This is a genomic window from Eximiradius sp., from assembly GCA_937127445.1.
In the GTDB taxonomy this organism is placed as follows: domain Bacteria; phylum Bacteroidota; class Ignavibacteria; order Kapaibacteriales; family UBA2268; genus JAKIZO01.
Genome location: CAKZLY010000014.1, coordinates 312,747 through 328,087 on the forward strand (window position 1 = coordinate 312,747; position 15,341 = coordinate 328,087).

11 protein-coding genes are annotated in these 15,341 nt (G+C 34.5%); 5 read left to right on the forward strand and 6 right to left on the reverse strand.

Features of this window, described 5'->3' with window-relative positions; translation table 11 throughout:
- The first annotated feature begins 67 nt into the window (after window positions 1-67).
- The 3 genes from AC6QZF_RS04110 (at window position 68) to AC6QZF_RS04120 (ending at window position 5,856) form a co-directional block, all read left to right on the forward strand.
- Window positions 68-4,072, forward strand: coding sequence for an IgGFc-binding protein (locus tag AC6QZF_RS04110; protein WP_499798601.1), 4,005 nt, complete (start codon window positions 68-70; stop codon window positions 4,070-4,072).
- Window positions 4,073-4,082: 10 nt separating this feature from the next.
- Window positions 4,083-4,940 (forward strand): hypothetical protein, encoded by an 858-nt coding sequence (locus AC6QZF_RS04115; RefSeq protein ID WP_499798602.1) that lies wholly within the window; start codon window positions 4,083-4,085, stop codon window positions 4,938-4,940.
- 118 nt (window positions 4,941-5,058) lie between these two features.
- Window positions 5,059-5,856 (forward strand): hypothetical protein, encoded by a 798-nt coding sequence (locus tag AC6QZF_RS04120; RefSeq protein ID WP_499798603.1) that lies wholly within the window; start codon window positions 5,059-5,061, stop codon window positions 5,854-5,856.
- Between the two features lie 87 nt (window positions 5,857-5,943).
- Here the strand turns inward: AC6QZF_RS04120 and AC6QZF_RS04125 are convergent, their stop codons facing one another.
- Both AC6QZF_RS04125 and AC6QZF_RS04130 read right to left on the reverse strand, forming a co-directional pair.
- On the reverse strand, window positions 5,944-6,495 hold the full coding sequence (locus tag AC6QZF_RS04125) for a hypothetical protein (protein WP_499798604.1): 552 nt from the start codon (window positions 6,493-6,495) through the stop codon (window positions 5,944-5,946).
- On the reverse strand, window positions 6,485-7,312 hold the full coding sequence (locus tag AC6QZF_RS04130) for a nitrilase-related carbon-nitrogen hydrolase (RefSeq protein ID WP_499798605.1): 828 nt from the start codon (window positions 7,310-7,312) through the stop codon (window positions 6,485-6,487). Before AC6QZF_RS04130 ends, AC6QZF_RS04125 begins: the two co-directional genes overlap by 11 nt.
- A gap of 325 nt (window positions 7,313-7,637) precedes the next feature.
- Here AC6QZF_RS04130 and AC6QZF_RS04135 point away from each other — a divergent pair, with 325 nt between their 5' ends.
- Window positions 7,638-8,468 carry a C40 family peptidase gene (locus tag AC6QZF_RS04135; protein WP_499798606.1) on the forward strand — a complete coding sequence of 277 codons (831 nt, stop codon included), beginning with the start codon at window positions 7,638-7,640 and terminating at the stop codon, window positions 8,466-8,468.
- A gap of 134 nt (window positions 8,469-8,602) precedes the next feature.
- Here AC6QZF_RS04135 and AC6QZF_RS04140 read toward each other — a convergent pair whose 3' ends face one another.
- Window positions 8,603-10,285, reverse strand: coding sequence for a PP2C family protein-serine/threonine phosphatase (locus tag AC6QZF_RS04140; RefSeq protein WP_499798607.1), 1,683 nt, complete (start codon window positions 10,283-10,285; stop codon window positions 8,603-8,605).
- Window positions 10,264-11,310, reverse strand: a complete 1,047-nt coding sequence (locus AC6QZF_RS04145; RefSeq protein ID WP_499798608.1) for a YncE family protein — start codon at window positions 11,308-11,310, stop codon at window positions 10,264-10,266. The genes AC6QZF_RS04140 and AC6QZF_RS04145 overlap by 22 nt, the downstream gene beginning before the upstream one ends.
- 180 nt (window positions 11,311-11,490) lie before the next feature.
- On the opposite strand from AC6QZF_RS04145, the gene AC6QZF_RS04150 reads away from it, so the two are divergent.
- On the forward strand, window positions 11,491-12,924 hold the full coding sequence (locus AC6QZF_RS04150) for a tetratricopeptide repeat protein (RefSeq protein WP_499798609.1): 1,434 nt from the start codon (window positions 11,491-11,493) through the stop codon (window positions 12,922-12,924).
- Here AC6QZF_RS04150 and AC6QZF_RS04155 read toward each other — a convergent pair.
- On the reverse strand, window positions 12,921-14,090 hold the full coding sequence (locus tag AC6QZF_RS04155) for a glycosyltransferase family 2 protein (protein ID WP_499798610.1): 1,170 nt from the start codon (window positions 14,088-14,090) through the stop codon (window positions 12,921-12,923). The genes AC6QZF_RS04150 and AC6QZF_RS04155 overlap by 4 nt on opposite strands.
- A gap of 115 nt (window positions 14,091-14,205) precedes the next feature.
- Window positions 14,206-15,312: a WG repeat-containing protein gene (locus AC6QZF_RS04160; RefSeq protein WP_499798611.1), complete on the reverse strand. Its 1,107-nt coding sequence runs from the start codon at window positions 15,310-15,312 to the stop codon at window positions 14,206-14,208.
- Window positions 15,313-15,341: the final 29 nt, after the last annotated feature.

Below are 15,341 nucleotides of genomic sequence, written 5' to 3' on the forward strand. Positions count from 1 at the left end.
ATTAATGTTAATTTTGAAATTAAATAAAAATAAGTTAAATTAAAGATAATTAATTTTTGCTTTTGCGATGAAATACACATTTTTTCTTAAGATTGCTATTTTGCTACTATTATTTGTATTGGAGCAAAATGCTAAGGCGAATACATATTCTTCCTATTCTGGAAGAAATTTTTATGTGTCTTTCATGCAAAATGAAATTCATCTCAATAAAGATCCTCTCGTTCTGCGTATTTTTCTTACCTCTCTTTATCCCGCCAATTACGAAGTAATTATGCCAGGCGAGACTTTTATTGGTTCTTTGAAGGCTAATGAAATTAAAGAAATAGAAGTTCCTGCCACCCTGGAAGCAAGAAACTCAGAAATTCCTGAAAAAATAGCTATTCAGATAAAATCTGACATCCCGATTACAGTCTATTGTTTTTCCAGTAAACTTACAACCAGTGATAGCTACTCCGCTATTCCTGTTTCCCGTTGGGGGAAAAAATATATAGTCGCGAGTTATCCAAACGATCAATATGTTGCTCCCGAACGCGAAAATTTAGATTCACTAACAAAGTTTGTTCCTCGCTCCAGCCAATTTCTAATCATTGCTGCCTACGATGGAACCGTCATTAATTTTGCTCCAAAAGCAAATACTCGCGGTGGAAAATCAGCTAATCAAAACTATCAAGTGACACTTAATCAAGGCGATGTTTATTTAGTTCAGTCATATCCTTTCCCAAAGGGTTTTGGCGACCTTACTGGTACAATCATAACCGGCAATAAACCTTTTGGATTGTTAGCCGGACACGTAAGAACAGCTATTCCGCAAAACGCGCCTTATCCATTCGATTCAAAAGATCACCTTGTTGAAATGCTTCCTCCGACATATGCTTGGGGGAAAAACTATATTTCTGCTCCTTTTGGCGTTAACTCAAAAGGCGATTTGTTCCGTATAGTTGCTCTCGAACCGGAAACTATCGTTGAAGTGAAAAAGTCCGATGGTAGCATAAGCTATCTACCAATAAATAGTGCTGGTGGTTATTACGAAGTTAAAAATTTAAATATCCCTATAATCTGGAATGCAAACAAACCCATTCAGATAGTTCAGTATATGCAACACACCGGTGAATTCGGCGATTCGAAAGAATACGATCCGTCTATGGTGGTACTTCCACCAGTCGAACAATTTGTCAATGAGATTCTTTTCCTTACTCCACGTAATTATCGTGTTGAAGATCAATTCAAAGAACATCGTGTTGCAATTGTTTTCGAAAATTCTGCTCTTGCTACTCTGGCACTCGACGGACAAAAAATTACCGATATTTGGGACGTTACTATCGAAAATGTCCCAAATACAAACTATTCCTGGACTTCGATTAGACTCAAAGAAGGACGCCATAAATTATCCTCTACAACCGGAAAATTTTCAGGTGTTTTATATGCATATGGTTTTCACGATTCTTATGCTATGTCGCTTGGGAATTCGCTTATTGACCCAACTAATCCAGATACTATTCCGCCCACAATCAATATTTCAGAAAATTGTGGAATTATTAATGGTTCCGCCACCGATTTACATAATGCCGCTGATTTAGGGCTTGATTATGCTTATATTGTTCCGGAACTTACTAACAACTATTCCTGGAACATATCTGAAATTTCCGACACAGCATTTTTCGCAAGTTTCACCGCCGCACCAATAGATGCTTACAGCGATGGTCGTTTTACTATTGACGTTTTCGATAAAGCAAGCAACCGCTCAAGATATACCTTTAATTATATCGGCACAAAAATTGACAACGTAGTATCTCTTAGCTTCCCAAATACTGCTCTTAATGGCAAAGATTGTCGTAGTTTTGACATTACTAACAACAGTAATAAAATTATCGAATTGCGCTCAATTGATGTCGTCGGTGACGGCAGAATATCATGGAATACGAGCAGACCTCTTCCTTATGCCATTTCCCCAAAAGAAAAAATCAATGTGCAAGCTTGTTTTACTCCGAATGGCGATTCGACTTCTCTTGCTGCCGATTTGAGACTTAATTTCGATTGCAATTATACTAAAATTGTAAAAATTGATGGTCGCGTGTTTGCTCCTCAATTCGAACTTGTAGGTTACGATTTTGGAAAAATTCGTTTAGGAAATGAATCTTTAGGCTTTATTAAACTCATTAATACAGGGAATACAAGTATTCTTATAGAAAATATTAATGGTTTTGCAGCCTTCACGGATTTCCAACTTCAAAACATTCAATATCCGATTTTGCTTATTCCTGGTGAAGAACGTCAGTATTGGGTCGTCTTTTCTCCATCTGATAGATTTTACTATGATTTTGATATTACTGCAACTAATAGCTTTGGTCTTAGTGCTACTGCACAAATCAAAGGCGAAGGAATTGCTCCCGATATTAATAATATTATAGTTGACTTTGGCAGAAAAAGAGTTGGTACTAAAAATACTATCTCTTCTATTCTAAAAAATTCCGGTAACGATGCAACTTCCCTTTCACTACAAAACCTTGACGGTAATTTAGATGATGGCAATTTTGCTACATTGCAGACTCTTGATGGTATTCTACTTGGAATAAACGAAGAAAAGCACCTTGATTTTTCTTTCGAACCAACAGAAACTATTGATTACTTAACTACTGCACAATTCCAATGCGATTGGGAACTCCACTCCCCGATAAATGTTGAAATCAAAGGCGTTGGCACTTTGCCCGAAATCACCGCTTTCAATAATCGCTTTGATACTACTTTTGTTGCTCACGACTTAGATAGCGCTTTCCTGGTTTTCGAAACCTCGGGCAATGAAGAACTTACTGTGTTTGATGTGAATATCCTTGGCGGCGATACTAATTCCTTTGAAATTGAATATTTACCATATAATAACCTGACATTTTTACCAAACGAGAAGGTTTATTTCCAGACTAAATTCAAACCAAGACGAGCCGGCGAGCATATTCTCTTCCTTGAAATAATTAGTGACGCTATGCCGAACTACGGTATTAAACGCGATACAATTACAATCTCTGGCTTTGCACTTCCCAACGATACTCTAAATTATTTAATGTCAGTTGAATTGCAACATTTAGAAGCCTGCAAGTACTATCCCGGAAATTTAGTTGTTAAAAATCTCGGCAATGTGAATATTAATGTCCAATCTATCTCTATAATCAAGCATAATCAAGATATGTATATTGATTTTGCAACTGATATTGCTTCCTTGTTGCCATTTTCAATACTGCCAGATAGTTCCTTCTTTATACCATTTATTTCTTATGCAGAAAGAAACCAGAGCGGCAAAGTCGAATTCGAAATGCTATTCAACGATACTCTTAGTCAAGTACTTGAGGTTGAAATTTCTCCAACTGTTTATCAAATAGAACTTGTTGAAGCAAACAACTTGCAAGTTGAACCGGGCGATACAGTTAAATTGCATATTCACGGACGTTTTCCAAGCGGAATAGATGCTAAAATTGTTCCAAATATTTCTTTATTTGTTAATCGTTTTATGCTCGATCTATTAAGCACTAATACCGAACTTGTTTTGAAAAGCGCTACTACCGATTTGCATTTAATAGCACAAATTGAACAAATCAAAGATAGGATTAATATTATTTTAGGGGTTGATTCCCTAATTATTCCAGAACCGGTTGACTTTTATTTTACACTCGAATTTTTAGGATTGCTTCATACCGATGATTCAACCAGCATTCGTTTAGCCATTAATGCTGATAATTGCTTCGATCCGTTGATTGACTTAATCCCATTGAAAATTATCAACGTATGCAATTTTCCCTTGCGTCCTATAAAATTAATTACTAATTTGCCATATTTAAGTGTAACCCCAAATCCAATTATTGATGAATTGGTGGTTGAATTATATTTAGTTGATAATGATGAAGTTATGCTTTATATAACTGATATGCAAGGGAAAACGATGATTTTAGATAAAAGTAGACATTTTGACAAAGGAAAACATATATTGAAATATAACACCTCCGAATTAGCAAATGGTGTTTATAATTTGATTTTGTTATCTAAACAAATGAAGGAAAATATTATTTTTATAAAAACTAAATAGTAGGTTAATTATGAACAAAAGGTTCATTTTACTATGTCTGGGGATAGTCGCGTTATCCTTTTTTAAGTTGAATGCTCAAGTGGACTTAGCTGACCCTCTTATGCCTGTTGAGAAAAAACCCAATTTCTACATTGGTCCCGTTCTGGGATACAATAAGTCAATGCACACGGTTGAATTGAAAACTTTTGCCCAGGACCCGCTGTGTCCTACTTTCGTCGACGGTTCGAACAATGGGTTTTTCGGTGGACTTTCGTTTGAATATCTTTTAGGTGAAGCTGAAACTTCTAATTCTTCTATTATAGCACGTTTTTTATATAACAATTTGCCAGCTTCGATGGAACAGAACGACCTCGACCTGCCAACCCGTGTGATTTCTATCAATGGCAGAGATACAGTTGAAACTATTGAATATACTTCTATCGTTCACAAAAATGAAGTTAAATACGATTTAGTTACTTTTGAAGTAATGTATAAATTCAACCCTATTCAAGGAAACGGTTTGGGGCTTACCGTTGGTCCTACTTTCGATTTTGCTCTTGTTAAAACACAAACCCAAACTATGAATTTGGTTCGTCCCCTAAATGCTCAATTCAGACGCGACCCAAATGCCGACGCTAAAGGCTACAAATATACTAACAACGATAGAACAATCGTTATTCAAGATGGTGATATCCCAAATTCTAGTGCTTTTCGTTTAGGATTAAAATTTGGTGTGCAATACGAAATCCTTATGAAAGGTGGTATGTATATTGTCCCTGCAATTTTCTATAATTTTGGCGTAACAAACTTAAATAGCGATTTCGATTGGCGTGTCAATGCACTCCAAATAGGTGTTGACCTAAGATTTTCATTTATTAGCCTTTTCTAATTATTATAATATCAAATATTATAGTATATAATGCTGCCACAATAGGCAGCATTTTTTTTTATAATATTCTTTGTTTTATTTCGTTTATTCTTAAATGTTTTTTATTTTCAGCAAGTAAATGAAAAAGTTTATAGTTTTTTTACTTTTGTTCTCGTCATCCTTTTTGTTTTCTCAATCAGATAAGCAAATTTATAGTATCGGTGGCAACGTTATTGTCAAAGGGCGAGTAACTTGCGAAAATACTGGCGAACCAGTCGAAACCGAGCTCGAATTCCGTGCTTCCAACGGCAAAAAAATTCGTACTAAGTCCAACTCAATTACTGGCAATTGGGAACAAGTCTTGCCTTCGGACAATTACAAAGTTATTCTTCATAGCTGGAATGTTGCTCGTAAAACTTACGATTTGCAAGTGCAACCAAGCGAAAAATATAAAGAAATTCAGCAAAATTTTACTGTCAAACGATTACTCCCATTGGATATTTATTTGCAGTCTGATTTGTTTGAACCCAATAGCGCCGATTTAAAAACCGATTTTACTGAAATTGCAAATGAAATAAAGGAAGTATTAAAATATAATCGCGCAGTCGAATTTACTCTTTTCGTTAGTGCTGCTGATATGAATAAGCCTTCTGAAATGAAAATAATTGCTAACGACAAAACTAAAAAAGAGCCAAAGTCTTCCCAAAAAAAATCAAAAAAAACGCAACAAACTGAAACCGAAACTGTTAAAACGCCCGACTATACTAAACTACTCAATCAACGTTATTCCGTCCTGAAAAGTTTTGTCAACGAACATTTTCCAGATAATAATCGCATTAATGTTGCAATTGACATAGACGGTAAATATTCTCGCTTCCCTGGTAATTTTTCAATCGTTGTTACAAACAATTACGATAAATTTGGAACTAATAGATAGTTAATGTTTTTTGTATAAATATTATTAAAATAGCATATAATCATTGTAATTATATGCTATTTGTTTATATATAAATATCATTGATTTTTACGTAGTTGCCTTAATCTTTTTCAATACTTGCTTTGCAAGCTTAGCAACATTTTCGCGGGTGCTTGTTGTGCATTTTTCTATAAATTCTTTTGCTTCTTTGTTCCCAATAATGAATCGATAATTTTCTTTCAGAAATTCAAGCAATTTCCCACGTGATATATCCCGGCAATCCTCTGTATCGAACTTCACATTTCTTAATGCAAGAAACATAGGGACTATCTCGTCGGCAAAGTGTGGCTTTTGTAACAAAATTTGACCAAGAGCAAAGAGAGCGTGATTTGAGAGGATTAATTTCCCGCTCAATAAAAAATCTTTTAGCATAGGCAATATCTTTGCAACATTTTCATCAGTCAGGACAGATGCTAAATTCCCGAGCAAATCTATCCCAGTCCATTTGATTATGTTGTTCTTTTCTTGTGTGAGCCCAATTATATAATCAAAATCATTCAAAAAATCAATCGGATTTTTCGCACTATCCCTTACAATCTGTTTGGCATAGGAAAACTTGATTTTTGGATTTTTCGACGTTATTTTCTCTCTATCTATCATAATCATACCTACGATTTTTCATTATCTGTTTATACATTTCTGGGATTCTGTCCCTATTAATGTCATTTATCAAATTAAATGATTTATCGCGAGTTCGTTCAGGATTGATTTCAGCAGTTATTATTTTAGCTCCGTCCACTGGTGCATCAGCAATAACATCACCATTATAATCATATATAGACGAGCGCCCATTAAAAAGCAAAGTTTCATCATTACGTTTTTCTATCCCAATTCGATTAGCTACTGCAAGGTATACCTTGTTCTCTATTGCTCGTGCGGGCATTACTTTGTTCCACAGTGGAGTAACAAGGTTCGACGGGCAAGCAATTAAATCGGCTCCATCCAGTCCGAGACACCTTGCAGCCTCAGGAAAACGCCAATCATAACAAATCATTGTGCCTATTCTAATATCCTTATCAGGAAACGATACAACAAAAAAACCTGTGTCGCCACGGTCAAACGCATAAATTTCCTTATAAAATAAGTGCATCTTTCTATACACACGATTTAATGTATTGTCCGGAAAAAACATGCCAGCGGAATTGTATATCTTGTTGTCTTTGCGTTCAGCAAATCCAATAATGATTATTCTGTTATTGTCTTGCGCATCTTCACGCAGGAAATCCAATTCTGTTGATTCGAAATCTATTGCATTTGCCGATGCTTCATCCCGATTAAGAAAAAAATATCCGCTTAAACTCAATTCAGGAAAAATTATTATTTCAGATTTAACATCGGATAAACATTTTTTCACATATTCAATGTTAAATTCTTTATTAAAAAATTCAGGTGCAAATTGGACAACAGATATTAACATAAATTTCCCATGATAATTCAAATTTTCATCAAAATTAACAAGAAAAATTTAAAAATCCAATAATATCAATAATTTTTGAGTTTTAGCGGAAACTAAACGTGGTGATAAAAATGAAAATCTGATTAAAAAATTCTCATAAATCAAATTTTTCTTTGGTGTTTTTTCGAGATTTTTGTTTATTGCAATGTGTTAAATGTGTAATTTTTTTCACACTTTATTTTAAAGTTTCCTTTTATTAAGTGAAACGTATAATTAACAAAAAATCTGCAACCGATTTGGAATTCAAATCGGAATGTAAAAAATGTTCAAAAGTTGGAGAAAAAGAATGTTTGAATATAGCAAGTTAAAAAAGTTTATAATAGTTTTGATTTTGCCATTATTATTGTTATCTTCATTTGAAGATGTAGCGGCGGCAAAAAAGAAAAAAACACCTCGTCGAGCGAAAACCACTAAATACAATCCTTCCGCAACTCGCGCACAAGCAATCGAAATAATAAAATCAAATTCTGCATCTGTTAGCGAACTGGCTGGTTTGGAGCCAAAAGTTGGACAAAACAACGATTGGTTGCTTAAAAACGATGGTGAAGACCTTTACGACCCTAATATCATTGGCGACTACGGCGAAGATATTGCAGAACTTGAAAAAGAAGACGATATTACTGTCAATATTGACGATTTTAAAACTCTTTGGATTCAATTTGTTACCGGTGAGTTCGATAAAACTTCTTATGGATTGAAGAAATCCGATCTGATGGACAAAATTATGGAATGGCTCGGCACCCCTTATCGGTTTGGTGGAACATCTGAAAATGCTATTGATTGCTCCGGTTGGACACAAAGAATTTTCCTCGAAGTTGCTAATATCGCTCTTCCGAGAACTGCTCGCGAACAAATTAATGTTGGACAGAAAGTTAGCCGCAAAAACCTTGAATTCGGTGATTTAGTATTTTTCCATACATATTCAAGAAAATTTGCCTCTCACGTAGGCATCTATTTAGGGGATAACTTATTCGCTCACGCAAGTTCAAGATTCGGTGTTACCGTTTCTTCTCTGGAAAGCCAGTTCTATAAAAGTCGCTTTATCGGTGGTCGCCGTTTGTCAACTACCGATATGCGAAAACTCGCTTTAAATACTTCGAAAAACGAACAGTTATAAGGCTTTCCTCTCTTCTTACATTTGAAGGCGAATTTTTTTTCGCCTTTTTTGTTTGTTGAATAAAAAAATAATAGCGATAATTCTATAAGAAATTTGAAATTCTCATAATACAATGAGAATTTCAAATCACAGCTTTACTCTTCCTTTTTTAGTCCAACTATTGTGATATCATCGTAATAATTCGATTTGAAGGAATGCTCCTCAACTTCTGAAATGATTTTCTCCACAAGCAATTCCGCATTATATTTGTGATATTCTTTTATTAAGCTCTCCAATCTTGCTTCTGTGAACTCTTCACCCCGATTGTTCTGTGCTTCGCTTACTCCATCAGTGAACATAATAAGTGTGTCCCCTTCGGCGAAGACAATTTCACCAACTTCATAATTGAAAACCTCATCTAAACAACCAAGTAGCAATCCACCTTTTCGCAATAATTCTATCTCATTTGCTTCTTTGTTATACAACATAGGTGGATTATGTCCTGCATTTATATAACTAAATTTATTTGATTTAATGTCAAGTTTTCCAACAAAAAAAGTAATAAATTTATCGGGTGAAGTATTTGAATATACCAAATTATTTAGTTTTTCTACTAATTCATTTAAATCGAGTTCGAGCGAAGCCAGAATACGCAATGCAGATTGAAAATTTGCCATAAGAAGAGCTGCTGGCAAACCTTTACCTGAAACATCTGCAATTGCAACCAATAATTGATTGCTATCAATCATAATAAAATCAAAATAATCACCGCCGACCTGACGTGAAGGAATACTTCTACCATAAATAGAATAATTTGGTATATTAGGCGCAACTTTTGGCAAGAGGTTTTTTTGTATTTCAAGTGCATATGCAAGTTCGCTTTCGATGGCTTTTTTTGCCAGCTCTTCCTGAAATAATCGCTCATTCTCCAACGCTGTAATTGTTGTGTTTGCTATTGCTGTGATAAAAAGTTTCTTAGTCTCATCATACTGGGTTGAATTAAATGTTGGGCCAACTATTAGTAGTCCTTTAGTTTCACCTTGCACTATCATTGGAACAAGTAATTCAGCCTTTGGAAATAATATGGTGATGTTTTGTGGGAATTCAGTTTTCTCTATTACATTAACAAATTGATTCTCTCCTGAAATTTCTAATTTAATGCCAGCTTCAGAATTGTTAAATCTATCTATCAACACCTCGTAAATATTTTCTCTTATTTTTTGCAATAAAGCAAATTTATTTACCATCAATTGACCCATTAAATGGTAGGAGAGCATTTTTATAATTTTCTCTTTAGACAGCAAATAACTGAAATCTCTCGAAATTTCAAAGACAGTCGAAAGCATTTGGCTGTGACGTTCTGCTTTTAGTTTCGCTATGCTCAAACTATGCACATATTTAGTCGTTTGCAGAGCATTTGCAGTAATTTGGGATATTAACTCGCCATAATGCAATTCTTCTTCTGTCAAATCATTTTTCCCAAACGGACCTGATAGAAGGAAAACAGCAAGAAGCTCACTTTTGTAATAAACAGGAAAAATATTGCTTAATTGAAATTTCTGAAAAAATTTATTAAGTGTGCGGACACTAAAATCACTAAAATATACTATTTTAGGTATGAATTTTATCCCTTTATCTACTGATAATTGTAGGCTTTCGTCTTTTCTGATATATGCCGCCGCCCGCGAAAATTTAAGCTTCCCCATCATACTCAATAGCGAAGCATTCAATATTTTTTGCTCATCGTTAAGTTCATTAAGCTTAGAACTTAAATCGAGCAGCGATTGCAGATTGACAATTGATTTTCTTCTTTGCTCTAATAAATTGGTAATATCCATCTAAGTCCAGATTGAACGTTTACACTATATTTTATTATTCCTGAAGAACGGTCGCAAATGTTTATTTTTTTTGAATTCACTTGTTCATCAACGGCAAGAGCAATTAATTCATTTTTAAAGTTGTTAAAGAAAAGTTTTTGATAAGCATATTTACCAACATTATACGCAGTAGCCCGACTTTTTACGTTTATTCTAAATAAATTAATCCCGTTTGTTACAAATAAGTAATTTGAGTTTGTTATTACTGAAGATATTGGCATTACAGTTTCTGCCTTAATTGTAGATGTTCCTATCGGTACCTCAGCAACTTTTTGCCTTGTTGCAACATCTATTATGGTTGCAATTGCAGCCGTTGGAACAACATCAGTCAGGTCCTTCCCAAGCCCGCGCGAAACAACAACAACTTCCTTCCCGTCAGTTCGAACCCCAATATAAATAGGGAAGGGGGCGACCGAAATAACAGCTTCTTGCTTGTTTGTTCTGCTATCTATTACTGAAACTGTATTGTCTGAGTAGTTAGCTACGTATATTTGGTTGCCCGCCGCTGCAATTGAACGTGGTGATGTGCCTACTTTAATCTGCTTCGCAACAACAAAGTTAGTTAAATCTAATAGTGCAACTTTGTCAGAGTTTTCGAACGTTATGTATGCATCTGTTGCATTAGCAAATGCTATATCAGTTGGTATAAGCTGGCTTTGCGAAAAATCAATTGTATATTTGTAATCAAGAGAATTAAAATCTAATACAAAAATTTTGTAACTTCCTTTTGCAAATAAAAATATATTCTCCCGAAAATACTTTGCAAGAGAGATTGTGTCTTCCTGACTTATCTGAGTTATTTTAGAAAGAATATTTTCTTCGAGCACGACCCCACTCAGTAAATCAACTTTTTCAATTGAAACTTTATTCTTTTTATTATAAATTAAGAGAGCTTTATTAGTATCCGTGAAATTGTCAATTAGTTTTTCCTCTCCACTGCAAGAGAAAAGCAGTACTAAAATAAGTAAAATATATTTGGGTTTCATTGCTAACCTCGTTTTTTGATAATACGAAATAAAATTAATAAAAGTTTATACTGTATAATAAAACAAGCAACTCTCTTTTGTTACAAATTAAATAATAAATCATTTATTAACTAAAATATTTTGTTTAATTATTTGTTTGATTAGTTGTATAATTGTAATTATTTAATTTTGTTTTTCGAAATGAACGATTATTTCAATGAATATGACGATGAATTTCCTGAAGATATCGAAGAGCAATTCAAGCGTTTTCGTCGGGCAATTCGTCGTCGGAATAAAAGCAACGAAGACCTTCCAAGTGCTGATGCACTTGATGATTTAATAGATTATTCTCTTTCGAAAAGCAAGTTCGAAGATGCTCTTGCTTTTTGCGAACTACTTTTGGAATACAATCCAGCGTCTGTTGACGCACGAAATAAAAAATGCGTAATTTTGTTTAATCTGGGCAGGTATAAAGAGGCATTTGATATTGCCGAAGAATTGTATAACGAAAATCCAACTGATATCGATACTTTGATAAACTATTCAATTGCCTTAGAAAATACCGGCAATCCGAAAAAAGCATTGAGTATTATTAATCTTGCCAAACAGCTCGATCCCGCAAATGATGACATTGATTTTCAAATGGGATTAATTTATCAATCCCTTAAAGAATACGAAAAATCAGTTGCTATTCTAAAAAGTTTGGAAGAAAATGCTTCTTATCGCAAAGACTTGTTTCAAGAAATTGCTTTTTGCTATACAAACTTAGATAAATACGACGAAGCTATTGAATATTACAAAAAAGCTATTGACGAAAACCCTTATGACTATTACCTTTGGTTCAACCTTGGGCTTGTCTATTCATACAATAGTATGCACTACAAGTCTATTGACGCTTTTAAAATGGCACTTGCTATTAACACTAATTTTTTAGTGTGTTACTACAATTTAGCTAACGTCTATACAACCATTGGTCATACTAACGAAGCCATTGAATGCTACCGAGAATGTATAAACATTAATCCATCGGATGTTGATGCTCTCCACAATTTAGCAAGTTTGCTGGGAGATAGCGGCGATTACACTTCCGCAATCACTACCTTTACACGTCTGCTGCAAGTCCGGCCCAATTATTATCCTGCTCTATACGGTAGAGGCATTTGCTACGACGCAATCGAAGAATACGAACTTGCTATTCGCGATTTTAAGCAGTGTGTTAAAATTAAACCCGATTATGCTGATGTTTATCATTCTATGGGCGAGGCATATTATAACCTTGATGATTTAATTGAAGCATCGAAATGTTACGAAAAAGCCCTCGAAATAGAACCTTACAATTCCGAATATACTTTTGATTATGCTCAGGTGCTTTATGAATTAAGCAAATTTGATGAAGCTCTCAAAGAAGTTGCCCACCTGGTCGATTTAGCTCCAAATTGGCTTGATGCGTTGTATTTGAAAGCAAAAATCCACGCAAAATTAAATCACTTCGACGATTTTATTGAAATTGTTGCTGAAATTTCTTTGCTCGACCCAACAGGGATTCAGATTTTTTTAGAGGAAATGAAAGATTTTATTGCTACAATTCCTAATTTCGAAGAAAAATTGAACAAATCAATTCAAGGAAATAGCTAATTCTTTTCACCTGTGTAAGTATGTGGTGTTGAAACAAACTTATCGCGTTGTCCTTTGGCTTTGCACCACGAAATTACCATTAACAATAGCATTTTGGGAAGTTCTAACAATGCCACAAGCATTCTTTTTGTGTAAAAACGCTTTGGTATCGATAGCATCAAAGTTACTATATATAGAAGAAATAAAGATATCCACCATTCTGAAAAAGGAAAATGAGATATAGTCAGCGACAAAATAAAAAACACCATCAACGCAGCAAGCAGTATTATTCTTGGTGGTACTAAACTATGCAAAACCTTATTAAAATAATCAAAATTTCCTTTAAAAAATTGCGCGAAGCCTTTGGCAAAGTATTTCAATACAAAATCAAGATGCGCTGCAGCCCAACGGGAACGCTGTCGGGTGTAATTTCCCCAGTTTTCTACCTTTTCGTCCAATACAACTGCCGAACTGCTGTACGCAATCTTTATTCTCTCTTGTAATATTCGTATTTCGAGTTCGCGGTCCTCCCCAGCCACATCTTGGATATCCGACATTAACCTTTTGAACAATTTCCATTCAATCGAAAAAGCAGAACCAATTATCATAGCCGAGCCCCCAAGCCTGAAAATCCCACGCCGAATAAGTGAATTAGCACTTTCCTCACTCAATGCGTCCAAATATGCTGTGTTTGTATTTATGTTCTTCGCTGTGCGGTGTCCCTGAACTACCTTGTAACCGCTATTGTGAACAATGTTCACCTGATTAAGAAATCCAGGTTGCATAATATTATCAACATCAAGAACAACCGCATAGTCATATTTATCTTCTTCAATTGCATTAAGTGCCGCATTCAACGATTTAGCTTTCGTGCTGTTTTCAAATTGTACTTCAAGCACATTACATCCATATTCTTCCAATATTGCAACAGTTTCAGGTTTAACACCATCAGCAATTACATATACGTCAAAAAAATCGTCCAGATAATCGTGCGATAGAGCAGATCGAGCAACATCAAGAATTATCTTGTTCTCTCGATAATCTGGAATTAGAACAGCATAGCGATTTAGTTTGTTCGTTTTTGGCTGATACTTCTTTTCAGGTAGCAATGAAAAGACAGCAAGTGCAAACAAATAAACCGTTGCAAATCCAAAATAAAGCAACAATATGAAAATTGCTACATCCACATCTATAAAATAGCAATTTTTTGGACGGCAATCAAAAAATCAAACTTACTAATGTTTTTATTCAATTATAATATTTAGATAATTATGCTCTCTCTTACAAATTCCATAAAGAATTTTAAAATTTAGGCTCTTCAATTAGTATGACTTCTTTCCCCGAACTGTTAATAAATCCGCGAGTAACTTTTTTTGTCTTTTCATCAAATTTTTCGAAGTAAGCCATACCACACGAGATTGGGGACAACTCCCGGTACTGAAAACCCACAACTGTATTGCCTTTGTAGTCAATAAATCCTTTCTTATATCCTTTCATAGCAACAGCAAGTCCTTCCGAAAAACCACTCAAAATAGTTATTGTTTCGCTGCTATTTGCTGGTTTTGCAAGTACTTTTACCGGTTTGCCATTAATATCAATTATCTGGTAGGTTAAGTTCCATTTTTCATCCATCAGGCTTACTACAGCATATCCTCCACTAAAATTAAAAACTTGATGATAAATCGGTTCAACTATCAAATTACCAGTAATATCAATTATTCCCCATTTGTTATTTGTGCCTTGCACAAAGGCTCTTCCATTATTATACGAATTTGGTTTGTTACTAAACTTAAAATCAACTTTTACATTCCCCAACGTATCAATGAAACCCCATTTTTCATTTATTTTTACAGCAGCCAAACCTTCCGAAAAATCTTCAGCTTCATCAAATTTTGGCTCAATTACAAATTTACCCGATTTATTTATATAACCTAAGACGAATTTTTTTTGAACACAAGCACGATTGTTTGAAAAACGAGAATAATAGCCATTGATAGCAACAAAATCTTGAGCAATTATTTTACCAGAAGTGTCTATCAATACGTGGTCGTTTTGACGCCCAACGAATGCAACTCCTTCATTAAATGAAGTAGCAGAGTAATATACAGGGGCTATTTTTATTTCACCTTTTTTGTTGATGTATCCAACCCTTCCAGTTTCCAAATCTACTATTGCGGTTAGTCCATCTGAAAAATAAGGCAAATCGCTATAATTATTCACAAATACTTTAAATCGTGGTTGAATAACAATGTTTCCAACTTTATCGAAAAATCCCCACTTATTGTCCAGTAGAAATGGAGCGACATCATCACTAAAAGTTCCTACCATGTTCGCTGTAATTACTTTTTGCGATAATGATGATGAATATATCCCAACAAAAAGTAAGGATATTAAAATTAAAGTTCTCATTTTTTCCTCATAATTATTAATAAAATAAA

Bases quoted from the DNA above. Each gene is read 5' to 3' on its own strand.
- AC6QZF_RS04115 (WP_499798602.1), top strand. From the start codon at position 4,083: ATGAACAAAAGGTTCATTTTACTATGTCTGGGGATAGTCGCGTTATCC.
- AC6QZF_RS04160 (WP_499798611.1), bottom strand. From the start codon at position 15,312: ATGAGAACTTTAATTTTAATATCCTTACTTTTTGTTGGGATATATTCA.
- AC6QZF_RS04120 (WP_499798603.1), top strand. From the start codon at position 5,059: ATGAAAAAGTTTATAGTTTTTTTACTTTTGTTCTCGTCATCCTTTTTG.
- AC6QZF_RS04145 (WP_499798608.1), bottom strand. From the start codon at position 11,310: ATGAAACCCAAATATATTTTACTTATTTTAGTACTGCTTTTCTCTTGC.
- AC6QZF_RS04135 (WP_499798606.1), top strand. From the start codon at position 7,638: ATGTTTGAATATAGCAAGTTAAAAAAGTTTATAATAGTTTTGATTTTG.
- AC6QZF_RS04130 (WP_499798605.1), bottom strand. From the start codon at position 7,312: ATGTTAATATCTGTTGTCCAATTTGCACCTGAATTTTTTAATAAAGAA.
- AC6QZF_RS04110 (WP_499798601.1), top strand. From the start codon at position 68: ATGAAATACACATTTTTTCTTAAGATTGCTATTTTGCTACTATTATTT.
- AC6QZF_RS04125 (WP_499798604.1), bottom strand. From the start codon at position 6,495: ATGATAGATAGAGAGAAAATAACGTCGAAAAATCCAAAAATCAAGTTT.
- AC6QZF_RS04150 (WP_499798609.1), top strand. From the start codon at position 11,491: ATGAACGATTATTTCAATGAATATGACGATGAATTTCCTGAAGATATC.
- AC6QZF_RS04140 (WP_499798607.1), bottom strand. From the start codon at position 10,285: ATGGATATTACCAATTTATTAGAGCAAAGAAGAAAATCAATTGTCAAT.